This window comes from Klebsiella sp. RC2 (assembly GCF_014192815.1).
In the GTDB taxonomy this organism is placed as follows: Bacteria; Pseudomonadota; Gammaproteobacteria; order Enterobacterales; family Enterobacteriaceae; genus Klebsiella; species Klebsiella variicola.
Genome location: NZ_JACHYL010000001.1, coordinates 129,789 through 144,916 on the forward strand (window position 1 = coordinate 129,789; position 15,128 = coordinate 144,916).

General features: G+C 57.6%; 13 protein-coding genes and 1 other RNA gene. 8 read left to right on the forward strand and 6 right to left on the reverse strand.

The features are described 5' to 3' along the window. The first annotated feature begins 51 nt into the window (after positions 1-51). Positions 52-1,239: an MFS transporter gene (locus FHW76_RS00625; RefSeq protein WP_178075538.1), complete on the forward strand. Its 1,188-nt coding sequence runs from the start codon at positions 52-54 to the stop codon at positions 1,237-1,239. 84 nt (positions 1,240-1,323) lie between these two features. On the opposite strand, the gene FHW76_RS00630 is transcribed toward FHW76_RS00625, so the two are convergent. Both FHW76_RS00630 and FHW76_RS00635 read right to left on the reverse strand, forming a co-directional pair. Beyond that, a complete protein-coding gene (locus FHW76_RS00630) occupies positions 1,324-2,355 on the reverse strand; it encodes a methionine synthase (protein WP_008804453.1) in 1,032 nt (343 codons plus the stop codon). Between the two features lie 23 nt (positions 2,356-2,378). Further along, a complete protein-coding gene (locus tag FHW76_RS00635; RefSeq protein ID WP_008804452.1) occupies positions 2,379-3,359 on the reverse strand; it encodes a DUF1852 domain-containing protein in 981 nt (326 codons plus the stop codon). A gap of 608 nt (positions 3,360-3,967) precedes the next feature. On the opposite strand from FHW76_RS00635, the gene FHW76_RS00640 reads away from it, so the two are divergent. Then, complete coding sequence (locus FHW76_RS00640; protein ID WP_072123044.1) at positions 3,968-4,288, forward strand: hypothetical protein; 321 nt, start codon at positions 3,968-3,970, stop codon at positions 4,286-4,288. Positions 4,289-4,385: 97 nt separating this feature from the next. Here the strand turns inward: FHW76_RS00640 and FHW76_RS00645 are convergent, their stop codons facing one another. The 3 genes from FHW76_RS00645 to FHW76_RS00655 form a co-directional block, all read right to left on the reverse strand. Next, the gene (locus FHW76_RS00645; protein ID WP_002909014.1) at positions 4,386-4,634 is read right to left on the reverse strand and encodes a GlsB/YeaQ/YmgE family stress response membrane protein; all 249 of its coding nucleotides are present in this window, start codon (positions 4,632-4,634) and stop codon (positions 4,386-4,388) included. 203 nt (positions 4,635-4,837) lie between these two features. Further along, positions 4,838-5,248 (reverse strand): 1,4-dihydroxy-2-naphthoyl-CoA hydrolase, encoded by a 411-nt coding sequence (menI, locus tag FHW76_RS00650; RefSeq protein ID WP_008804450.1) that lies wholly within the window; start codon positions 5,246-5,248, stop codon positions 4,838-4,840. Next, the gene (locus FHW76_RS00655; protein WP_110192887.1) at positions 5,245-8,301 is read right to left on the reverse strand and encodes an FAD-binding and (Fe-S)-binding domain-containing protein; all 3,057 of its coding nucleotides are present in this window, start codon (positions 8,299-8,301) and stop codon (positions 5,245-5,247) included. Before FHW76_RS00655 ends, menI begins: the two co-directional genes overlap by 4 nt. Positions 8,302-8,519: 218 nt before the next feature. On the opposite strand from FHW76_RS00655, the gene ydiK reads away from it, so the two are divergent. Together ydiK and rprA are read left to right on the forward strand one after the other, a co-directional pair. After that, the gene (ydiK, locus tag FHW76_RS00660) at positions 8,520-9,632 is read left to right on the forward strand and encodes an AI-2E family transporter YdiK (RefSeq protein WP_023322844.1); all 1,113 of its coding nucleotides are present in this window, start codon (positions 8,520-8,522) and stop codon (positions 9,630-9,632) included. 189 nt (positions 9,633-9,821) lie between these two features. Next, positions 9,822-9,929, forward strand: an RNA gene (rprA, locus tag FHW76_RS00665) — antisense sRNA RprA. Between the two features lie 86 nt (positions 9,930-10,015). Here rprA and ppsA read toward each other — a convergent pair. Then, on the reverse strand, positions 10,016-12,394 hold the full coding sequence (gene ppsA / locus FHW76_RS00670; RefSeq protein WP_012541376.1) for a phosphoenolpyruvate synthase: 2,379 nt from the start codon (positions 12,392-12,394) through the stop codon (positions 10,016-10,018). 75 nt (positions 12,395-12,469) lie between these two features. On the opposite strand from ppsA, the gene FHW76_RS00675 reads away from it, so the two are divergent. The 4 genes from FHW76_RS00675 (at position 12,470) to hemP (ending at position 15,103) form a co-directional block, all read left to right on the forward strand. Then, a complete protein-coding gene (locus tag FHW76_RS00675) occupies positions 12,470-12,589 on the forward strand; it encodes a hypothetical protein (RefSeq protein ID WP_012541375.1) in 120 nt (39 codons plus the stop codon). A gap of 144 nt (positions 12,590-12,733) precedes the next feature. Further along, positions 12,734-13,567 carry a pyruvate, water dikinase regulatory protein gene (locus tag FHW76_RS00680; protein ID WP_002909061.1) on the forward strand — a complete coding sequence of 278 codons (834 nt, stop codon included), beginning with the start codon at positions 12,734-12,736 and terminating at the stop codon, positions 13,565-13,567. A 154-nt stretch (positions 13,568-13,721) separates the two neighbouring features. Then, positions 13,722-14,768, forward strand: a complete 1,047-nt coding sequence (gene aroH, locus FHW76_RS00685; protein WP_183476133.1) for a 3-deoxy-7-phosphoheptulonate synthase AroH — start codon at positions 13,722-13,724, stop codon at positions 14,766-14,768. Positions 14,769-14,923: 155 nt separating this feature from the next. Beyond that, on the forward strand, positions 14,924-15,103 hold the full coding sequence (gene hemP / locus FHW76_RS00690; protein WP_012967843.1) for a hemin uptake protein HemP: 180 nt from the start codon (positions 14,924-14,926) through the stop codon (positions 15,101-15,103). The last annotated feature ends 25 nt before the right edge of the window (positions 15,104-15,128 follow it).

The window sequence follows — 15,128 nt, forward strand, 5'->3', positions numbered from 1 at the left end:
GCGGATATGCCTCTCTTCTCCCTGCGCCCTGCGGCAACCCTCTGGCCTCCCGTGTTACTGGGAAGCCAGTTCGTTTTTAATATTGGCTTTTACGCGGTCGTTCCTTTCCTCGCCCTCTTCCTGCGCGACGACATGCTGCTCTCGGGGGGACTTATCGGCCTGATCCTCGGGCTGCGCACCTTCTCTCAGCAGGGCATGTTTATCATCGGCGGGACGCTGGCCGACCGCTATGGCGCTAAGGCCATCATCCTCGCCGGCTGCGTCGTTCGCGTCGCCGGTTATCTGCTGCTGGCGTGCGCTACGTCGCTGTGGCCCATTATCCTCGGCGCCTGCCTGACCGGCGTCGGCGGCGCTCTGTTTTCCCCGTCGATCGAGGCCCTGCTGGCGCGGACCGGTACCCACAGCCAGGCCAACGGGAAACGCAGCCGCGCCGAGTGGTTTGCGCTGTTTGCGGTGTGCGGTGAGCTGGGGGCGGTTATCGGCCCGGTGGCCGGAGGGCTGCTGAGCGGGATCGGCTTTCGGCATATCGCCCTCGCCGGCGCGGGAATCTTTCTCCTGGCGCTGCTGGTGCTCTTTTTCTGTCTGCCCGCCGACGGGCACACGACAACAACGCGCAGACGAGTCCCATGGTGGACGCCTTTGCGCCAGCCGCGCTTTGTCGCGTTTATTCTCGCCTACAGCTCCTGGCTGTTGAGCTACAACCAGCTGTACCTCGCCCTGCCGGTGGAGATCCAACGTTCCGGCGGTCGTGAGCAGGATCTGGCGCCGCTCTTTATGCTGGCCTCGCTGTTGATTATCACCCTGCAGCTCCCTCTCGCCCGCTTCGCCCGACGAATTGGCGCCGTGCGCATCCTGCCGGTGGGCTTTCTGCTGCTGTCGGCTTCTTTTGTCAGCGTGGCGTTATTCGCCGCCACCCCGCCCGCCGAAGGCTGGTTGCGATTAGTACCGTCGGCCTGCTTTGTCACGCTGCTCACCCTCGGCCAGATGCTGCTGGTGCCCTCAGCCAAGGATCTGATCCCCCTGTTCGCTGAGGAGTCGACGCTGGGCGCCCATTACGGGGCGCTCGCCACCGCGGGGGGTTGCGCGGTGTTAGCCGGAAATTTACTGCTCGGTCATTTGCTTGACCAGGCGCTCACCCCCTCGCCGCAGGCGGTTTATCCCTGGCTTCTGCTGGCGCTGTTTCCGCTGTGCAGTGCCGTCGCCCTGCGGACGATCTGCCGCCCGCTGGCGGCAACATGACGCTGAGCGGGCAACAGCCCGCTCAGGAGGTGAACCGGCGATGAGTGACACCGCCAGGGGAAGATAACGGGAATGCGCCCCGCCTTACTTTGCCGCCAGCTCGCGGCGAACGATCTCGGCGCCGGCGCTCAGGGCATGCAGTTTGCCGGTCGCGACATGGCGCGGCAGCGGCGCCATACCGCAGTTGGTGGACGGGTAGAGTTTGTCGGCATCGACGAACGCCAGCGCCTTGCGCAGGGTTTCAGCCACTTCTTCCGGGGTTTCGATAGCATGACTGGCGACATCGATCGCCCCGACCATCACCTTTTTACCGCGGATCAGTTCCAGCAGATCCATCGGCACCCGCGAGTTGTGGCACTCGAGAGAGATAATATCGAGGGAGGATTTCTGCAGCTGCGGGAAGGCCTCCTCATACTGTCGCCACTCAGAACCCAGCGTTTTTTTCCAGTCGGTATTCGCCTTGATGCCGTAGCCGTAGCAGATATGCACCGCCGTTTCACACTTCAGCCCTTCGGTCGCTCTTTCTAAGGCGGCGATCCCCCAGTCGTTGACTTCATCAAAGAAGACGTTGAAGGCCGGCTCATCGAACTGAATAATATCGACCCCGGCGGCCTCTAACTCTTTCGCTTCCTGATTAAGGATTTTGGCGAACTCCCAGGCCAGCTTTTCCCGGCTTTTATAGTGGTTGTCATACAGCGTGTCGATCATGGTCATTGGGCCTGGCAGCGCCCATTTGATCGGCTGACTGGTGAGCTGACGCAGATAGCGCGCGTCCTCCACGAAGACCGGTTTCTGGCGCTCCACGGCGCCCACCACGGTTGGAACACTGGCCTCATAGCGGTTACGAATTTTCACGATCTCGCGTTTGGCAAAATCAACGCCGCTGAGGTGCTCAATAAAGGTGGTGACAAAGTGCTGCCGCGTTTGCTCGCCGTCGCTGACAATATCGATCCCGGCACGCAGCTGGTCGTCGAGGGACAAACGCAGGGCATCGCGCTTGCCGGCCAGTAATTCCTCGCTGGACAGTTTCCAGGGCGACCACAGGGTCTCTGGCTGCGCCAGCCAGGACGGTTTCGGTAAACTGCCGGCGGTCGATGTCGGAAGCCATGTTTTCATAATAAGTAGCCTTTTATTTTGGTTTAGCAAAGCGCGAAGTTAGCAGACCATTGCTCAAGCAACGTCTTGTGCGGGTTGATAAAATGTTGTTGTGTAAATTTACCCTGCTCTATCGCCAACAGGCTGCGCTCTTCCCGGTCATAAACAATTTTTGTTAATGAATGATCCAGGTGGTTGAGATTGGGTTGATAGTATTGCCCCGCCGCGGAATTGGCATTGTAGATCTCCGGGCGGTATATTTTCTGGAACGTCTCCATCGTGCTGATGGTCGCGATCAGCTCCAGGCTGGTGTAATCGCTAAGCAGATCGCCGGTAAAATAAAAGGCTAACGGCGCGACACTGTGCTTCGGCATAAAATAGCGCACCTGCAGGCCCATTTTGCTGAAATAGCGCTCCGTCAGCGACACGCCTTCCTGAGCATATTCAATGCCGAGGACCGGATGTTCATTACCGGTACGCCGGTAAACATCTTTGCTGGAGACGCTCAGGCAAATCACCGGCGCCTTGCTGAAGCTGGCCTTATAGGCGCTGGATTGCACGAAATCCTTAAAGATATTGCCATGCAGCTCGCCAAAGTTATCGGGCACGCTAAAGCTACCCCGGTTTTTATTATGTTCCAGCAGCAGCACGCTAAAATCATAATCCCGCACATAGGAGGAGAAGTTATTACCGGCGATACCGGCATGGCGCTCTCCGCTCTTTTTATCGACAATATGCGTTTGCAGGATCTCTATCACCGGGAAGCTGGCGCCATCCTGAGCAATATTCATCTCGACAGAAATAATATCCAGTTCCACCGCATAGCGATCGTTATGAGGATTATCCCAGTGCGCCAGGGTATTAAACCGGTTATTCATCATGATTAACGTATTGCGCAGATTTTCCTGACGGTTCTCCCCTCTGGCTAAATTGGCAAAGTTGGTGGTAATACGCGTATTTTCCGCGGGGTTATAGTTTTCATCAAAACGACTGCGCTTAATCGTATAGGTAAATTCGTTAGTCATGGCGATTGTCCATTCTGGTGTTGGGTATGAAGCTGAATGAGCAGATTGCCATTCCACAAGCAACGCGGGGTCAGGCCTGGCGCGCTTCAACCGATAAATGTTGTTGATTCGTTAATGAGTCTATTTTTGCCAGAGTCGGCGGTGGAGGGAAAGCGACTTAAATTCATTGCAACATGAGCCATCCTCATGTTGCTCCGCTGAGCGCTGGTTGCAAGGTGTGGAACCGGTCGTGGTGATGGCGCTATGGTCAGGCGCGGGCAACTCAGGCAACATCTGGCGAATAATCATTTGTCCAGTGAATATATGCCAGGGTACAATCTTTAACCACTATAATACGTGCTTTGACGTCGCCGCCGTGCCGTACCCGTTTGCTGGAGCTTTTGTCGTAAAGAATGATTGTTGATATCAGTATTATGTCGATGTGCATGGCCGTGCTGCTGATTATGAGCGTACTGCTGAACTAAAATGCTTCCCCAATGACACAAGCTCTCATCTGACCTTCACATTCGCGAAGAAAAAAGGAGATTCAGAGGATTCGCGTCGCATGGGATTGTCCCGCCTGCCGCCGCCCTCTACTCTTTTGGTACTTGCTAATCGAGGAATACCAGATGAAAAAAGCTATGACTGCCCTGTGCGCCATCGCCGCGGTTGCCGCCGCCAGCGCCTTTGCGGCCGATAAAACCGACGTCCCGGCGCCCGCCGTTGATAACGGGGCCCGCCCCCCGCTGGAGATGGGCCGTGGCCCCCTGCCGCCGTTCCCGCCGCAGCTTCCGCCGCACAGACCGGTGCTGTTTTCGGCCACGGTAGCGACCGATACGCCGGCAGAAACCATTAACAAACTGACCGCGCTGATCCCGGCCAGCCCGGCGAAGCACTACGAAGTTCACGTTGAGGTGGTGCCCGTTACCGGGGATGCCGACGGGCAATAGCCCTTGCGCGGGTCGCCTGACCTGGGCACTGCAATAAAAAAAGCTGCCGCTTATCGCGGCAGCTTTGTTAACGAGAATGAAACAGAATGGCAGAGAATTAACTGCGCACTTTCCGGTAGATAAACAGCACGACCAGCGCGCCGATTACCGCAACCACAAAGCTGCCGAAATTAAACCCGTCGACCTTGCCAAAACCAAACAGGGTACTGATCCAGCCGCCGACCACGGCGCCGATGATCCCCAGAATAACGGTGACAATAAACCCGCCGCCGTCTTTCCCCGGCATAATCCACTTGGCTAAAATACCGGCAATAAGTCCAAAAATGATCCAGGAAAGAATACCCATGGTTAACCGTCCTCTTGTTACCTTTAAGCATTTAGTATTGAAAAGAGTAGCATATATAACGAGAGTGGATCGGCAATAATATATTTATTAGATAATTCCTTGCCGCTGCAGGGTGGTCCGTGCGACAAAATCTCTGGTCCTGACAAACCCGTTACCGTTTATTACCCTGAAAAAAGGGAGGCTATTCGCCTCCCGGTCACGGCTTATATTACTGCGGTGGTTAGCCGCGATGAACAGCATAATCGCGACTGTTCGTCGAAGATTTCGATTTGCCAGACCTGATGACGAGTGCCGACATGCAGCGCTTTACAGACCCCCCGCACCCGGCCCCCGCGCGCCGAACGAATGTGGTTGGCGTTAACCTCCAGCCCCACCACCTTCTGTTCGCCTTCGCTGCACAGATAACCCGCTACCGACCCCAGGGTCTCCGCCAGCACCACCGAGGCCCCGCCGTGCAGCAGGCCAAACGGCTGCTGCGTACGGCTATCCACCGGCATCGTGGCCTCCAGCGTATCGTCGGTAAAGGTCTCAAAGCGAATATCGAGCAGCCCTACCATGTTTCCCTCACCGAGCCGGTTGAGCTGCTCCAGCGTGGCCTGACGTTTCCAAATCATCCTATTATCTCCAGTAACGCCTGCAGCGGATGGCGAACGCCGCTGCCTTCAATGCGCTTCACCTGACTGCGGCAGGAGTAGCCCGTCACCAGACAGCGGTTACGCGGCAGCCGCTGCATCGCCTGCTGCCAGGAGAGCGCGTAAATGGCCAGCGAGTTGGCATGGTTTTTCACTTCATGGCCATAGGTCCCTGCCATCCCGCAACACCCAACGCTGACGTTTTCCAGTTTCGCGCCAAAGTGGGCAAAAATCTCTGCCCACTGTTTTGTCGCCGCCGGTAGCGCGGTCACTTCCGTACAGTGACCGAACAGGTACCAGGGCTCGCCTCCCTGTTCGGGACGGGCGGCGGTCGTCAACGCCTTCGGCAACCACTCATGGACTAACAGCACCTGGAAATCGCCGCGCTTATCGCCAAGGGTTTGCTTATACTCATCGCGGTAGCAGAGCACCAGCGCCGGATCGACGCCGACCAGCGGCATGCCAAGCTGCGCCACGCGATTGAGGAAGTCAGCCGTCTTCTGCGCGGTGCGCGCAAAGCGGGTGAGGAACCCTTTGATATGCTGCGCTTTGCCGTTCGGCGAGAATGGCAGCAGCACCGGCTGATAGCCTAGCGCTTCGACGAGGCGAATAAAGTCAGCCACCACCTGGGCGTCGTAGTAGCTGGTGAACGGATCCTGCACCACCAGCACCATCTTCGCTTTCTGCTCAGCGCTCAGCGCTTCGAGCTGCTCCAGCGTCATGTTGGCAGAGCGGTGGCCGGCCATCTGCTGCTTCAGCGACGGCGCCGAAAGCAGCGGCAGATCGACCATCCCGATGTGCTTCTCCGACAGCTTTTTCAGCCACGGCTGGTTAATAAAAAAGTTAAAGGTCTTCGGCGCCTGCGCCATCAGCGGCGCATAGGATTCGACCGAGGCCACCAGATGGTCGCGTACCGGGCGCAGGTAGCGGCTGTGATACAGCTGCAGGAAGCGCGAACGGAACTCGGGCACATCGATTTTGATCGGGCACTGGGTCGAACAGGCTTTGCAGGCCAGACAGCCGGACATCGCCTCTTTGACCTCGTGCGAGAAGTCATATTCCCCTTTACGCGCATGCCAGCTGTTCCGCGTGCGCGCCACCAGCGAACGCAGGCTGACGCCCTGCTCCGGCAGCGCCTTCTCCAGCTGGTTGGGATCGACGCCGCGGTCGGCCAGCAGGCGCAGCCATTCACGCACCAGCGTCGCGCGCCCTTTCGGCGAGTGGATGCGCTGGTTGCTGACTTTCATCGACGGACACATCGGACTCTTGACGTCAAAGTTGAAGCACAACCCGTTGCCATTACACTCCATCGCCCCGCGCCAGCTGCTGCGCACCGCGATGGGGATCTGCCGATCCCAGGTGCCGCGCTTCACCGCATCGACTTTCATCATCGGCGCGTCGACCCCTTCCGGAGGACAGATTTTCCCTGGGTTCAGGCGGTTATCGGGATCGAAGACTGCTTTGATCTTCCTAAGTTCGCCGTACAGCGCCTCGCCAAAGAAGGCCGGGCTGTACTCCGCGCGGAAGCCTTTGCCGTGTTCGCCCCACAGCAGGCCGCCATACTTCGCCGTCAGTGCCACCACGTCATCGGAGATCTGTTTCATCAGCACCTCCTGCTGCGGATCGCACATATCCAGCGCCGGGCGCACGTGCAGCACCCCGGCATCAACGTGGCCAAACATGCCGTAGCTCAGGCCGTGGCTGTCGAGCAGCGCGCGGAACTCGACGATGTAATCCGCCAGATGCTCAGGCGGTACGCAGGTGTCTTCAGCGAAAGGAATAGGCTTGGCGGCGCCTTTGGCATTGCCCAACAGGCCGACGGCCTTCTTGCGCATGGCGTAGATCCGCTCTACGCCATCGAGATCGTGACAGACCTGCCAGCCGATGACGCCCGCCTCGCTGCCGGCCATCAGCTCATCCAGCCGCTGGCACAGGGTAGTGACTTGCTGGTCAATCAGCGTAGCGTCATCCCCGGCGAATTCGACGATATTGAGCCCGAGCATCTCTTTATCCGGCACGTCGGTGATCAGTTCGCTTACCGAGTGCCAGACGATATCCTCGCGCGCCAGATTCAGTACCTTGGAGTCGACAGTCTCCACCGACAGCGCTTTCGCCTGCACCATAAAGGGCGCATTACGCAACGCGGAGTCAAAGGAGTCATATTTAACGTTGACCAGACGGCGCACCTTCGGCAGGCGGGTGATATCCAGCCGCGCTTCGGTAATAAACGCCAGCGTGCCTTCCGAACCGGTTAAAATACGGGTCAGATCGAACTCGCTCATCTCATCGTTAAAGACATGGCGCAGATCGTACCCGGTGAGGAAGCGGTTAAGTTTAGGAAACTTATCAATGATCAGTTCACGCTGCGTCTTGCAGCGCTGGTAGACCGTGTTATAGATCCGGCCAATCGTCGATGGGGTGTTGCCCAGCGTCTCCGCCAGCCCTACCGGCACCGCCTGGGTATCGAGGATATCGCCGCCCATCAGCACCGCTCGCAGACCGAGCACGTGATCCGACGTTTTACCGTACACCAGCGATCCCTGTCCGGACGCGTCGGTGTTTATCATCCCGCCCAGCGTGGCGCGGTTGCTGGTGGAAAGCTCAGGTGCAAAGAAGTAACCATAGGGTTTAAGAAACTGGTTCAGCTGATCTTTGATGACCCCGGCTTCAACGCGCACCCAGCCCTCTTCGGGGTTAATCTCAATGATGCGATTCATATAGCGGGACATATCGACAATAATCCCGCCGTTCAGCGCCTGGCCGTTGGTGCCGGTGCCGCCGCCGCGCGGCGTGAAGACCAGCGATGTAAAGCGCGGTTCGGCGGCGACGCGCGCCAGCAAGGCCACGTCCGCCGTAGAACGCGGGAAAAGGACCGCATCCGGCAGCAGCTGATAGACGCTGTTGTCGGTGGCCATCGTCAGCCTGTCGGCATAGCTGGTGGCGGTATCGCCGGTAAAACCCTGTTGCTCCAGTACCTGCAAAAAATTCAGCACCAGCTGAACTACCCCTGGTGCCTGAGAAATTTGTGGGATCATCACACTTGACCCTGCCTGACTATGTTGTGTTTGAAAATATTGTGTTGGTGCTAACTAAACGTTTGCGTAGCGCATTCAACTTTTTATCACATTTTTTTCATATGCGCCCACGTGTTTTCTGTGCAAAATCAGCCCGGCAATATTATTGATATTATTATCAGTACATGGATTTACGCGGCGCCAGCTTTTTGGCGCGACTGGAAAGGTAAAATTTCTCTATGATAAACCCCCATCAGCCTCGGGACATTCCGCAAATACTGCTGTCGGTGCTGTTCCTGGCCCTGATTATCATATCCTGCCTGTGGGTTGTGCAGCCGTTTATTCTGTCCTTCGCCTGGGCCGGTACGGTGGTGATCGCCACCTGGCCGGTGCTACTGCGTCTGCAGCGCGTGCTGTTCGGCAAACGACTGCTGGCGGTGCTGGCGATGACCCTGCTGCTGTTTTTGCTATTCGTTATTCCTATCGCTCTGCTGGTCAACAGCCTGGTGGATAACAGCGTCCCGCTGATCAAACTTATCAGCAGTGGAAATGTGACGCTGCCGGATTTCGCCTGGCTGAACAGCGTGCCGCTGGTCGGCGATAAGCTGTATTCCGCCTGGCATGGCCTGCTGGATATGGGCGGCTCGGCGATTATGGCCAAGGTTCGCCCCTATATTGGCACTACCACCAGCTGGTTTGTCGGGCAAGCGGCGCACATCGGCAAGCTGCTGGTCTACTGCGGTCTGATGCTGTTGTTCAGCGCGCTGCTCTACTGGCGCGGCGAGCAGGTGGCCTATGGTTTCCGCTACTTCGCTACACGCCTCGCAGCCAAACGCGGCGATGCGGCGGTGCTGCTGGCCGGCCAGGCCGTGCGCGCCGTGGCGCTGGGCGTGGTGGTGACGGCCCTTACTCAGGCGGTGCTGGGCGGGATCGGCCTTGCCATCTCCGGCGTGCCCTACGCCGCTCTGCTGACCGTGGTGATGATCTTTACCTGTCTGGTCCAGCTCGGCCCTTTGCTGGTTCTGGTGCCGTCGATTATCTGGCTTTACTGGAGCGGGGACACCACCTGGGGGACCGTGCTGCTGGTGTGGAGCTGCGTGGTTGGCACCATGGACAACGTCATTCGTCCGGTGCTTATCCGTATGGGCGCCGACCTGCCGATGATCCTCATCCTTACCGGCGTCATTGGCGGACTGATCGCCTTCGGCATGATCGGTCTGTTTATCGGTCCAGTGCTGCTGGCCGTCTCCTGGCGTCTGTATGACGCCTGGGTACACGAAGTGCCGCCGCCGCCGAAAGACCCCGATGTCGTCCTCGAAGAGCTTAGCGAGCTGGAGGCTGGGCGCAAGTAATGCCCTGGCAGGCGGGGAGACCCGCCTGTTTCCTTGCCCGCCTATTGTTAAGCAAAATTTATTGATCGCCGGCAACGCGCTGGCCCTGAGCGCCATTCCCCTCGCTTTCCTCCCCCGGTCCTTCACAACAATTTAACTATTGAGAGGAATCTGATCGACGGCAAAGGCCCCGCTGCCTACTATTAGCTCACGGTTATAAATCAACACCTTGATTTATAAGCATGGAAATCCCCTGAGTGAAACAACGAATTGCTGTGTGTAGTCTTTGCCCATCTCCCACGATGGGCTTTTTTTTGTCCTGCGCATCGCCACAGCGGACAGCCTGCAACAGGCAAAAAAAATCCCCGGCATCGCTGCCGGGGATCGGTGCTGTCAGGGCGAACTTATTTTTTCAGTTCCGCCAGACCTAACCAGGTTTGCACCACAGTATCCGGGTTGAGGGACAGACTGTCGATCCCTTCTTCCATCAGCCAGGCGGCAAAATCTTCATGGTCAGACGGCCCCTGGCCGCAGATGCCGACGTATTTTCCCTGTTTTTTCGCTGCGCGGATCGCCATCGACAGCAGGGCTTTCACCGCGTCGTTGCGCTCATCAAACAGCTCAGAGACCACGCCGGAGTCGCGATCCAGACCGAGCGCCAGCTGGGTCATGTCGTTCGAACCGATGGAGAAGCCGTCGAAGTACTCGAGGAACTGCTCGGCCAGCAAGGCGTTCGATGGGATCTCACACATCATAATGATCTTCAGCCCGTTCTCGCCGCGCTTCAGCCCCTGACGCTCCAGCTCTTCGACCACCGCTTTCGCCTGGGCGACGGTACGCACAAACGGCACCATCACTTCAACGTTGGTCAGCCCCATGTCGTTACGCACGCGCTTCATCGCTTCACACTCCAGCGCGAAGCAGTCGCGGAAGCTTTCGGAAACGTAGCGTCCGGCGCCGCGGAAGCCGAGCATCGGGTTCTCTTCTTCCGGCTCATAGCGCTCGCCGCCCACCAGGTTGGCGTACTCATTCGATTTGAAGTCCGACAAACGCACGATGACGCGTTTCGGGTAGAAGGCGGCGCCAAGGGTAGCGATCCCTTCGGTCAGACGGCCGACGTAGAACTCTCTCGGCGAATCGTAGCCTTTCATCAGCTCGCGGATTTCGTTCTGCAGGCCCGGCTCCTGGTCGTCAAACTCCAGCAGCGCGCGCGGGTGAACGCCAATCATGCGGTTGATGATAAATTCCAGCCGCGCCAGACCCACGCCTTCGTTCGGCAGGCAGGCAAAGTCAAACGCACGATCCGGGTTGCCGACGTTCATCATCACCTTCAGCGGCAGATCCGGCATCTCGCCAACGCTGGAGCTCTTGACGCTGAAGTCCAGCAGCTCGGCGTAAACGTAGCCGGTGTCGCCTTCGGCGCAGGAGACGGTCACGTTCTGGTTTTCCTGAATGCGATCGGTGGCATCGCCGCAACCGACCACCGCCGGGATCCCCAGCTCACGGGCGATAATCGCCGCGTGGCAGGTACGTCCGCCGCGGTTGGTGACGATCGCCGAGGCTTTCTTCATGATCGGTTCCCAGTCCGGGTCGGTCATGTCGGTGACCAGCACGTCGCCAGGTTCGATGCGGTTCATCTCGCTGATATCGTGGATCACCTTCACCGGGCCGGCGCCAATGCGGTGGCCGATGGCGCGCCCTTCGGCGATGATCTGCCCCTGAGCGTGGAGGGTATAACGCTCCATCACCTGGCCGCGGGAACGCACGGTTTCCGGACGCGCCTGGACGATAAACAGCTTACCGGTGTGGCCATCTTTCGCCCACTCGATATCCATCGGACGGCCGTAGTGCTTCTCGATCTGCACCGCCTGCTTCGCCAGCTCCTGCACCTCCTCGTTAGTTAACGAGAAAACATCGCGCTGCGCCTGCGGCACATCTTCGATACGCACCTGCTTGCCGTGCTCCTGAGTCGGCGCGTATACCATGCGGATCTTTTTCGACCCCATGGTACGGCGCACGATGGCCGGGCGGCCAGCGGCCAGCGTCGGCTTGTGGACGTAGAATTCATCCGGGTTCACCGCGCCCTGCACCACCATCTCGCCGAGGCCCCACGCCGAGGTGATAAACACCACCTGGTCAAAACCGGACTCGGTATCGATAGAGAACATGACGCCGGAGGAGGCCAGATCGGAGCGGACCATCCTCTGCACCCCGGCGGAAAGCGCCACGCCGCGGTGATCGTAACCCTGATGCACGCGATAGGAGATCGCGCGATCGTTAAACAGTGAGGCAAACACGTGCTTCACGGCAACGAGCACGGCGTCAAAGCCCTGCACGTTGAGGAATGTCTCTTGCTGCCCGGCGAAGGAGGCGTCCGGCATATCTTCCGCAGTAGCGGAAGAGCGCACGGCAAATGAGGCCTCGGCGTCATCGGCGGACAGCAGGTCATAAGCATCGCGAATCGCGTTTTCCAGTTCGCTCTGGAAAGGGGTGTCGATGATCCACTGACGGATCTGCGCGCCCGCTTTCGCTAATGCGGAAACGTCGTCAATGTCGGTTTCATCCAGCAGTGCATAAATGCGCTGGTTAACACCGCTTTGGTCCAGGAACTGATCAAAAGCATCAGCGGTGGTGGCAAACCCGTTAGGCACGGAAACACCCATACCGGACAGGTTTGTAATCATTTCACCAAGGGAGGCATTTTTGCCCCCAACTCTGTCTACATCATTCATGCCGAGTTGGTTATACCAAAGCACCAGCGGTGACGAGCCATTGTTGGACATCGAGACAATCCTTTTGTGATTTAATACCAGTGAAAAAAATTTCACGATCGACTGCAGGATTATCCTGACATATTTATGGGGCTGAAAAAAACGGTGAATCGTTCAAGCAAATTATTTTTTCATTTTTCGGACTGTTCCCGCGATATAGCTAACTTGATGATTTTTAGGAATTATGACGAAAAACGCTGGAAATAACGGCAAAAAGAAGAAAATGAACCACCCTTTTCATAAAAAACAAAAATAGCGTTTCAATTTTAACAAGAGACAAATCAAACAGGGATATGCTTAAATTTAATATCCGTATTCAGGCAATTAAACTCATTATACCGGATGGTCAAAATGGAAAGTGCTGTAGATCGCCACGTATTTTATATTTCTGACGGTACCGCCATTACGGCAGAAGTGCTGGGGCATGCCGTGATGTCGCAATTCCCGGTTGCCATCAGCAGCGTGACTCTGCCGTTTGTCGAAAACATCAGCCGCGCGCGGGCGGTAAAGGAGCAGATCGACGCCATCTACCAGCAAACGGGTATTCGCCCGCTGGTGTTCTATTCCATCGTCATCCCGGAAATCCGCGACATTATTCTGCAAAGTGAAGGTTTTTGTCAGGACATCGTGCAGGCGCTGGTGGCCCCGCTGCAGCAGGAGCTCAACCTCGACCCGACGCCAGTGGCCCACCGTACTCACGGCCTGAACCCCGGGAACCTGATCAAATACGATGCGCGTATCGCCGCCATCGATTACACCCTCGCCCACGACGATGGCATCTCCCTGCGTAACCTCGATCAGGCCCAGGTGATCCTCCTCGGTGTGTCGCGCTGCGGCAAGACGCCCACCAGTCTGTACCTCGCCATGCAGTACGGCATTCGCGCCGCCAACTATCCGTTTATCGCCGACGATATGGACAATCTGGTGCTGCCGGCGTCGCTGAAGCCCCTGCAACATAAGATGTTCGGCCTGACCATCAACCCCGAACGGCTGGCGGCCATCCGCGAAGAGCGTCGGGAAAACAGCCGCTACGCCTCTCTGCGTCAGTGTCGGATGGAGGTGACCGAAGTGGAGGCCCTGTATCGCAAAAATAAAATCCCGTGCCTGAACAGTACCAATTATTCTGTTGAGGAAATTGCGACAAAAATCATGGACATCATGGGGCTGAATCGCAGAATGTACTAACACACTAGTACATTATTAAAAATTTGTTTATGCTATCACCCGTGGCCTATACAGGATCATGCCCTGCTCTTGCAATAAGCAGGGATTGGTTTATCGTGATGCGCATCACTTCCCGGCATTTTCGCCGCGGAAGAAACAGATTTTTGAGACCCCAATGAATAAAACAGACGAATTGCGTACCGCGCGCATTGAAAGCCTGGTAACGCCCGCGGAACTGGCCCAGCGCCATCCCGTCACGGCCGACGTGGCCACCCACGTTTCGGCCTCCCGCCGCCGAATTGAAAAAATCCTCAACGGGGAAGACCGCCGCCTGCTGGTGATTATCGGCCCCTGCTCCATTCACGATACCGACGCGGCGCTGGAGTATGCCCGCCGCCTGCAGGGCATGCGCGAGCGCTACCAGCCGCAGCTGGAGATCGTGATGCGCACCTACTTTGAAAAACCGCGTACCGTGGTGGGCTGGAAAGGCTTAATCTCCGATCCGGACCTCAACGGCAGCTACCGGGTCAACCACGGAATTGAGCTGGCGCGGCGCCTGCTGCTGCAGGTTAATGAGCTGGGGGTACCGACGGCCACCGAGTTTCTCGATATGGTGACCGGTCAGTTTATCGCCGATCTCATCAGCTGGGGTGCCATCGGGGCGCGCACCACAGAAAGCCAGATCCACCGTGAGATGGCCTCAGCGCTCTCCTGCCCGGTCGGGTTTAAAAACGGCACCGATGGCAATACGCGCATTGCGGTGGACGCCATCCGCGCCTCCCGCGCCAGCCATATGTTCCTCTCTCCGGACAAGCAGGGGCAGATGACGATTTACCAGACCAGCGGCAACCCGTACGGGCATATCATTATGCGCGGCGGCAAACAGCCAAACTATCATGCCGAGGATATCGCTGCCGCCGGCGAGGCGCTGCGTGAATTCGATCTGCCGGAACAGCTGGTCGTTGATTTCAGCCATGGCAACTGCCAGAAGCAGCACCGCCGTCAGCTGGAGGTGTGCGCCGATATCTGTCAGCAAATTCGCGCGGGCTCCACCGCCATCGCCGGGATTATGGCAGAGAGCTTCCTGCAGGAAGGCACCCAGAAAGTGGTCCCCGGCCAGCCGCTGACCTGGGGCCAGTCGATCACCGACCCCTGCCTGAGCTGGGATGACAGCGAAAGGTTATTGAGCGAGCTGGCCGCCGCCACCGCTACCCGTCTGTAACCGCTCCGCCCGTCGCGCCTGCGGCGGGCAATTTCCTTCGGTGACTCCCCTACCAAATCCGGTAACACGATAAATAACGCTTGCCGTCAAAAACAACATTATTGATAATGATTATCATTGTTGCTTTGATTTTTATTTTGAGAGCTATGACGCGTATGGATAACACTGCCACAGCTGAAAAACCAAAAGACAATGCCCCCTATCCCGTGGCGACGGACAGGCAGATTAGCAGTCGGGTGCTGTTAGGTAGCGAAGGACGGGTAGTCATCGAACATGGCGGCCAGCGCTATCTGCTGCGCCAGACCAACGCCGGGAAGTTAATTCTGACCAAGTAAGCGCCCCGCTGAGCGCGGGGCGAGG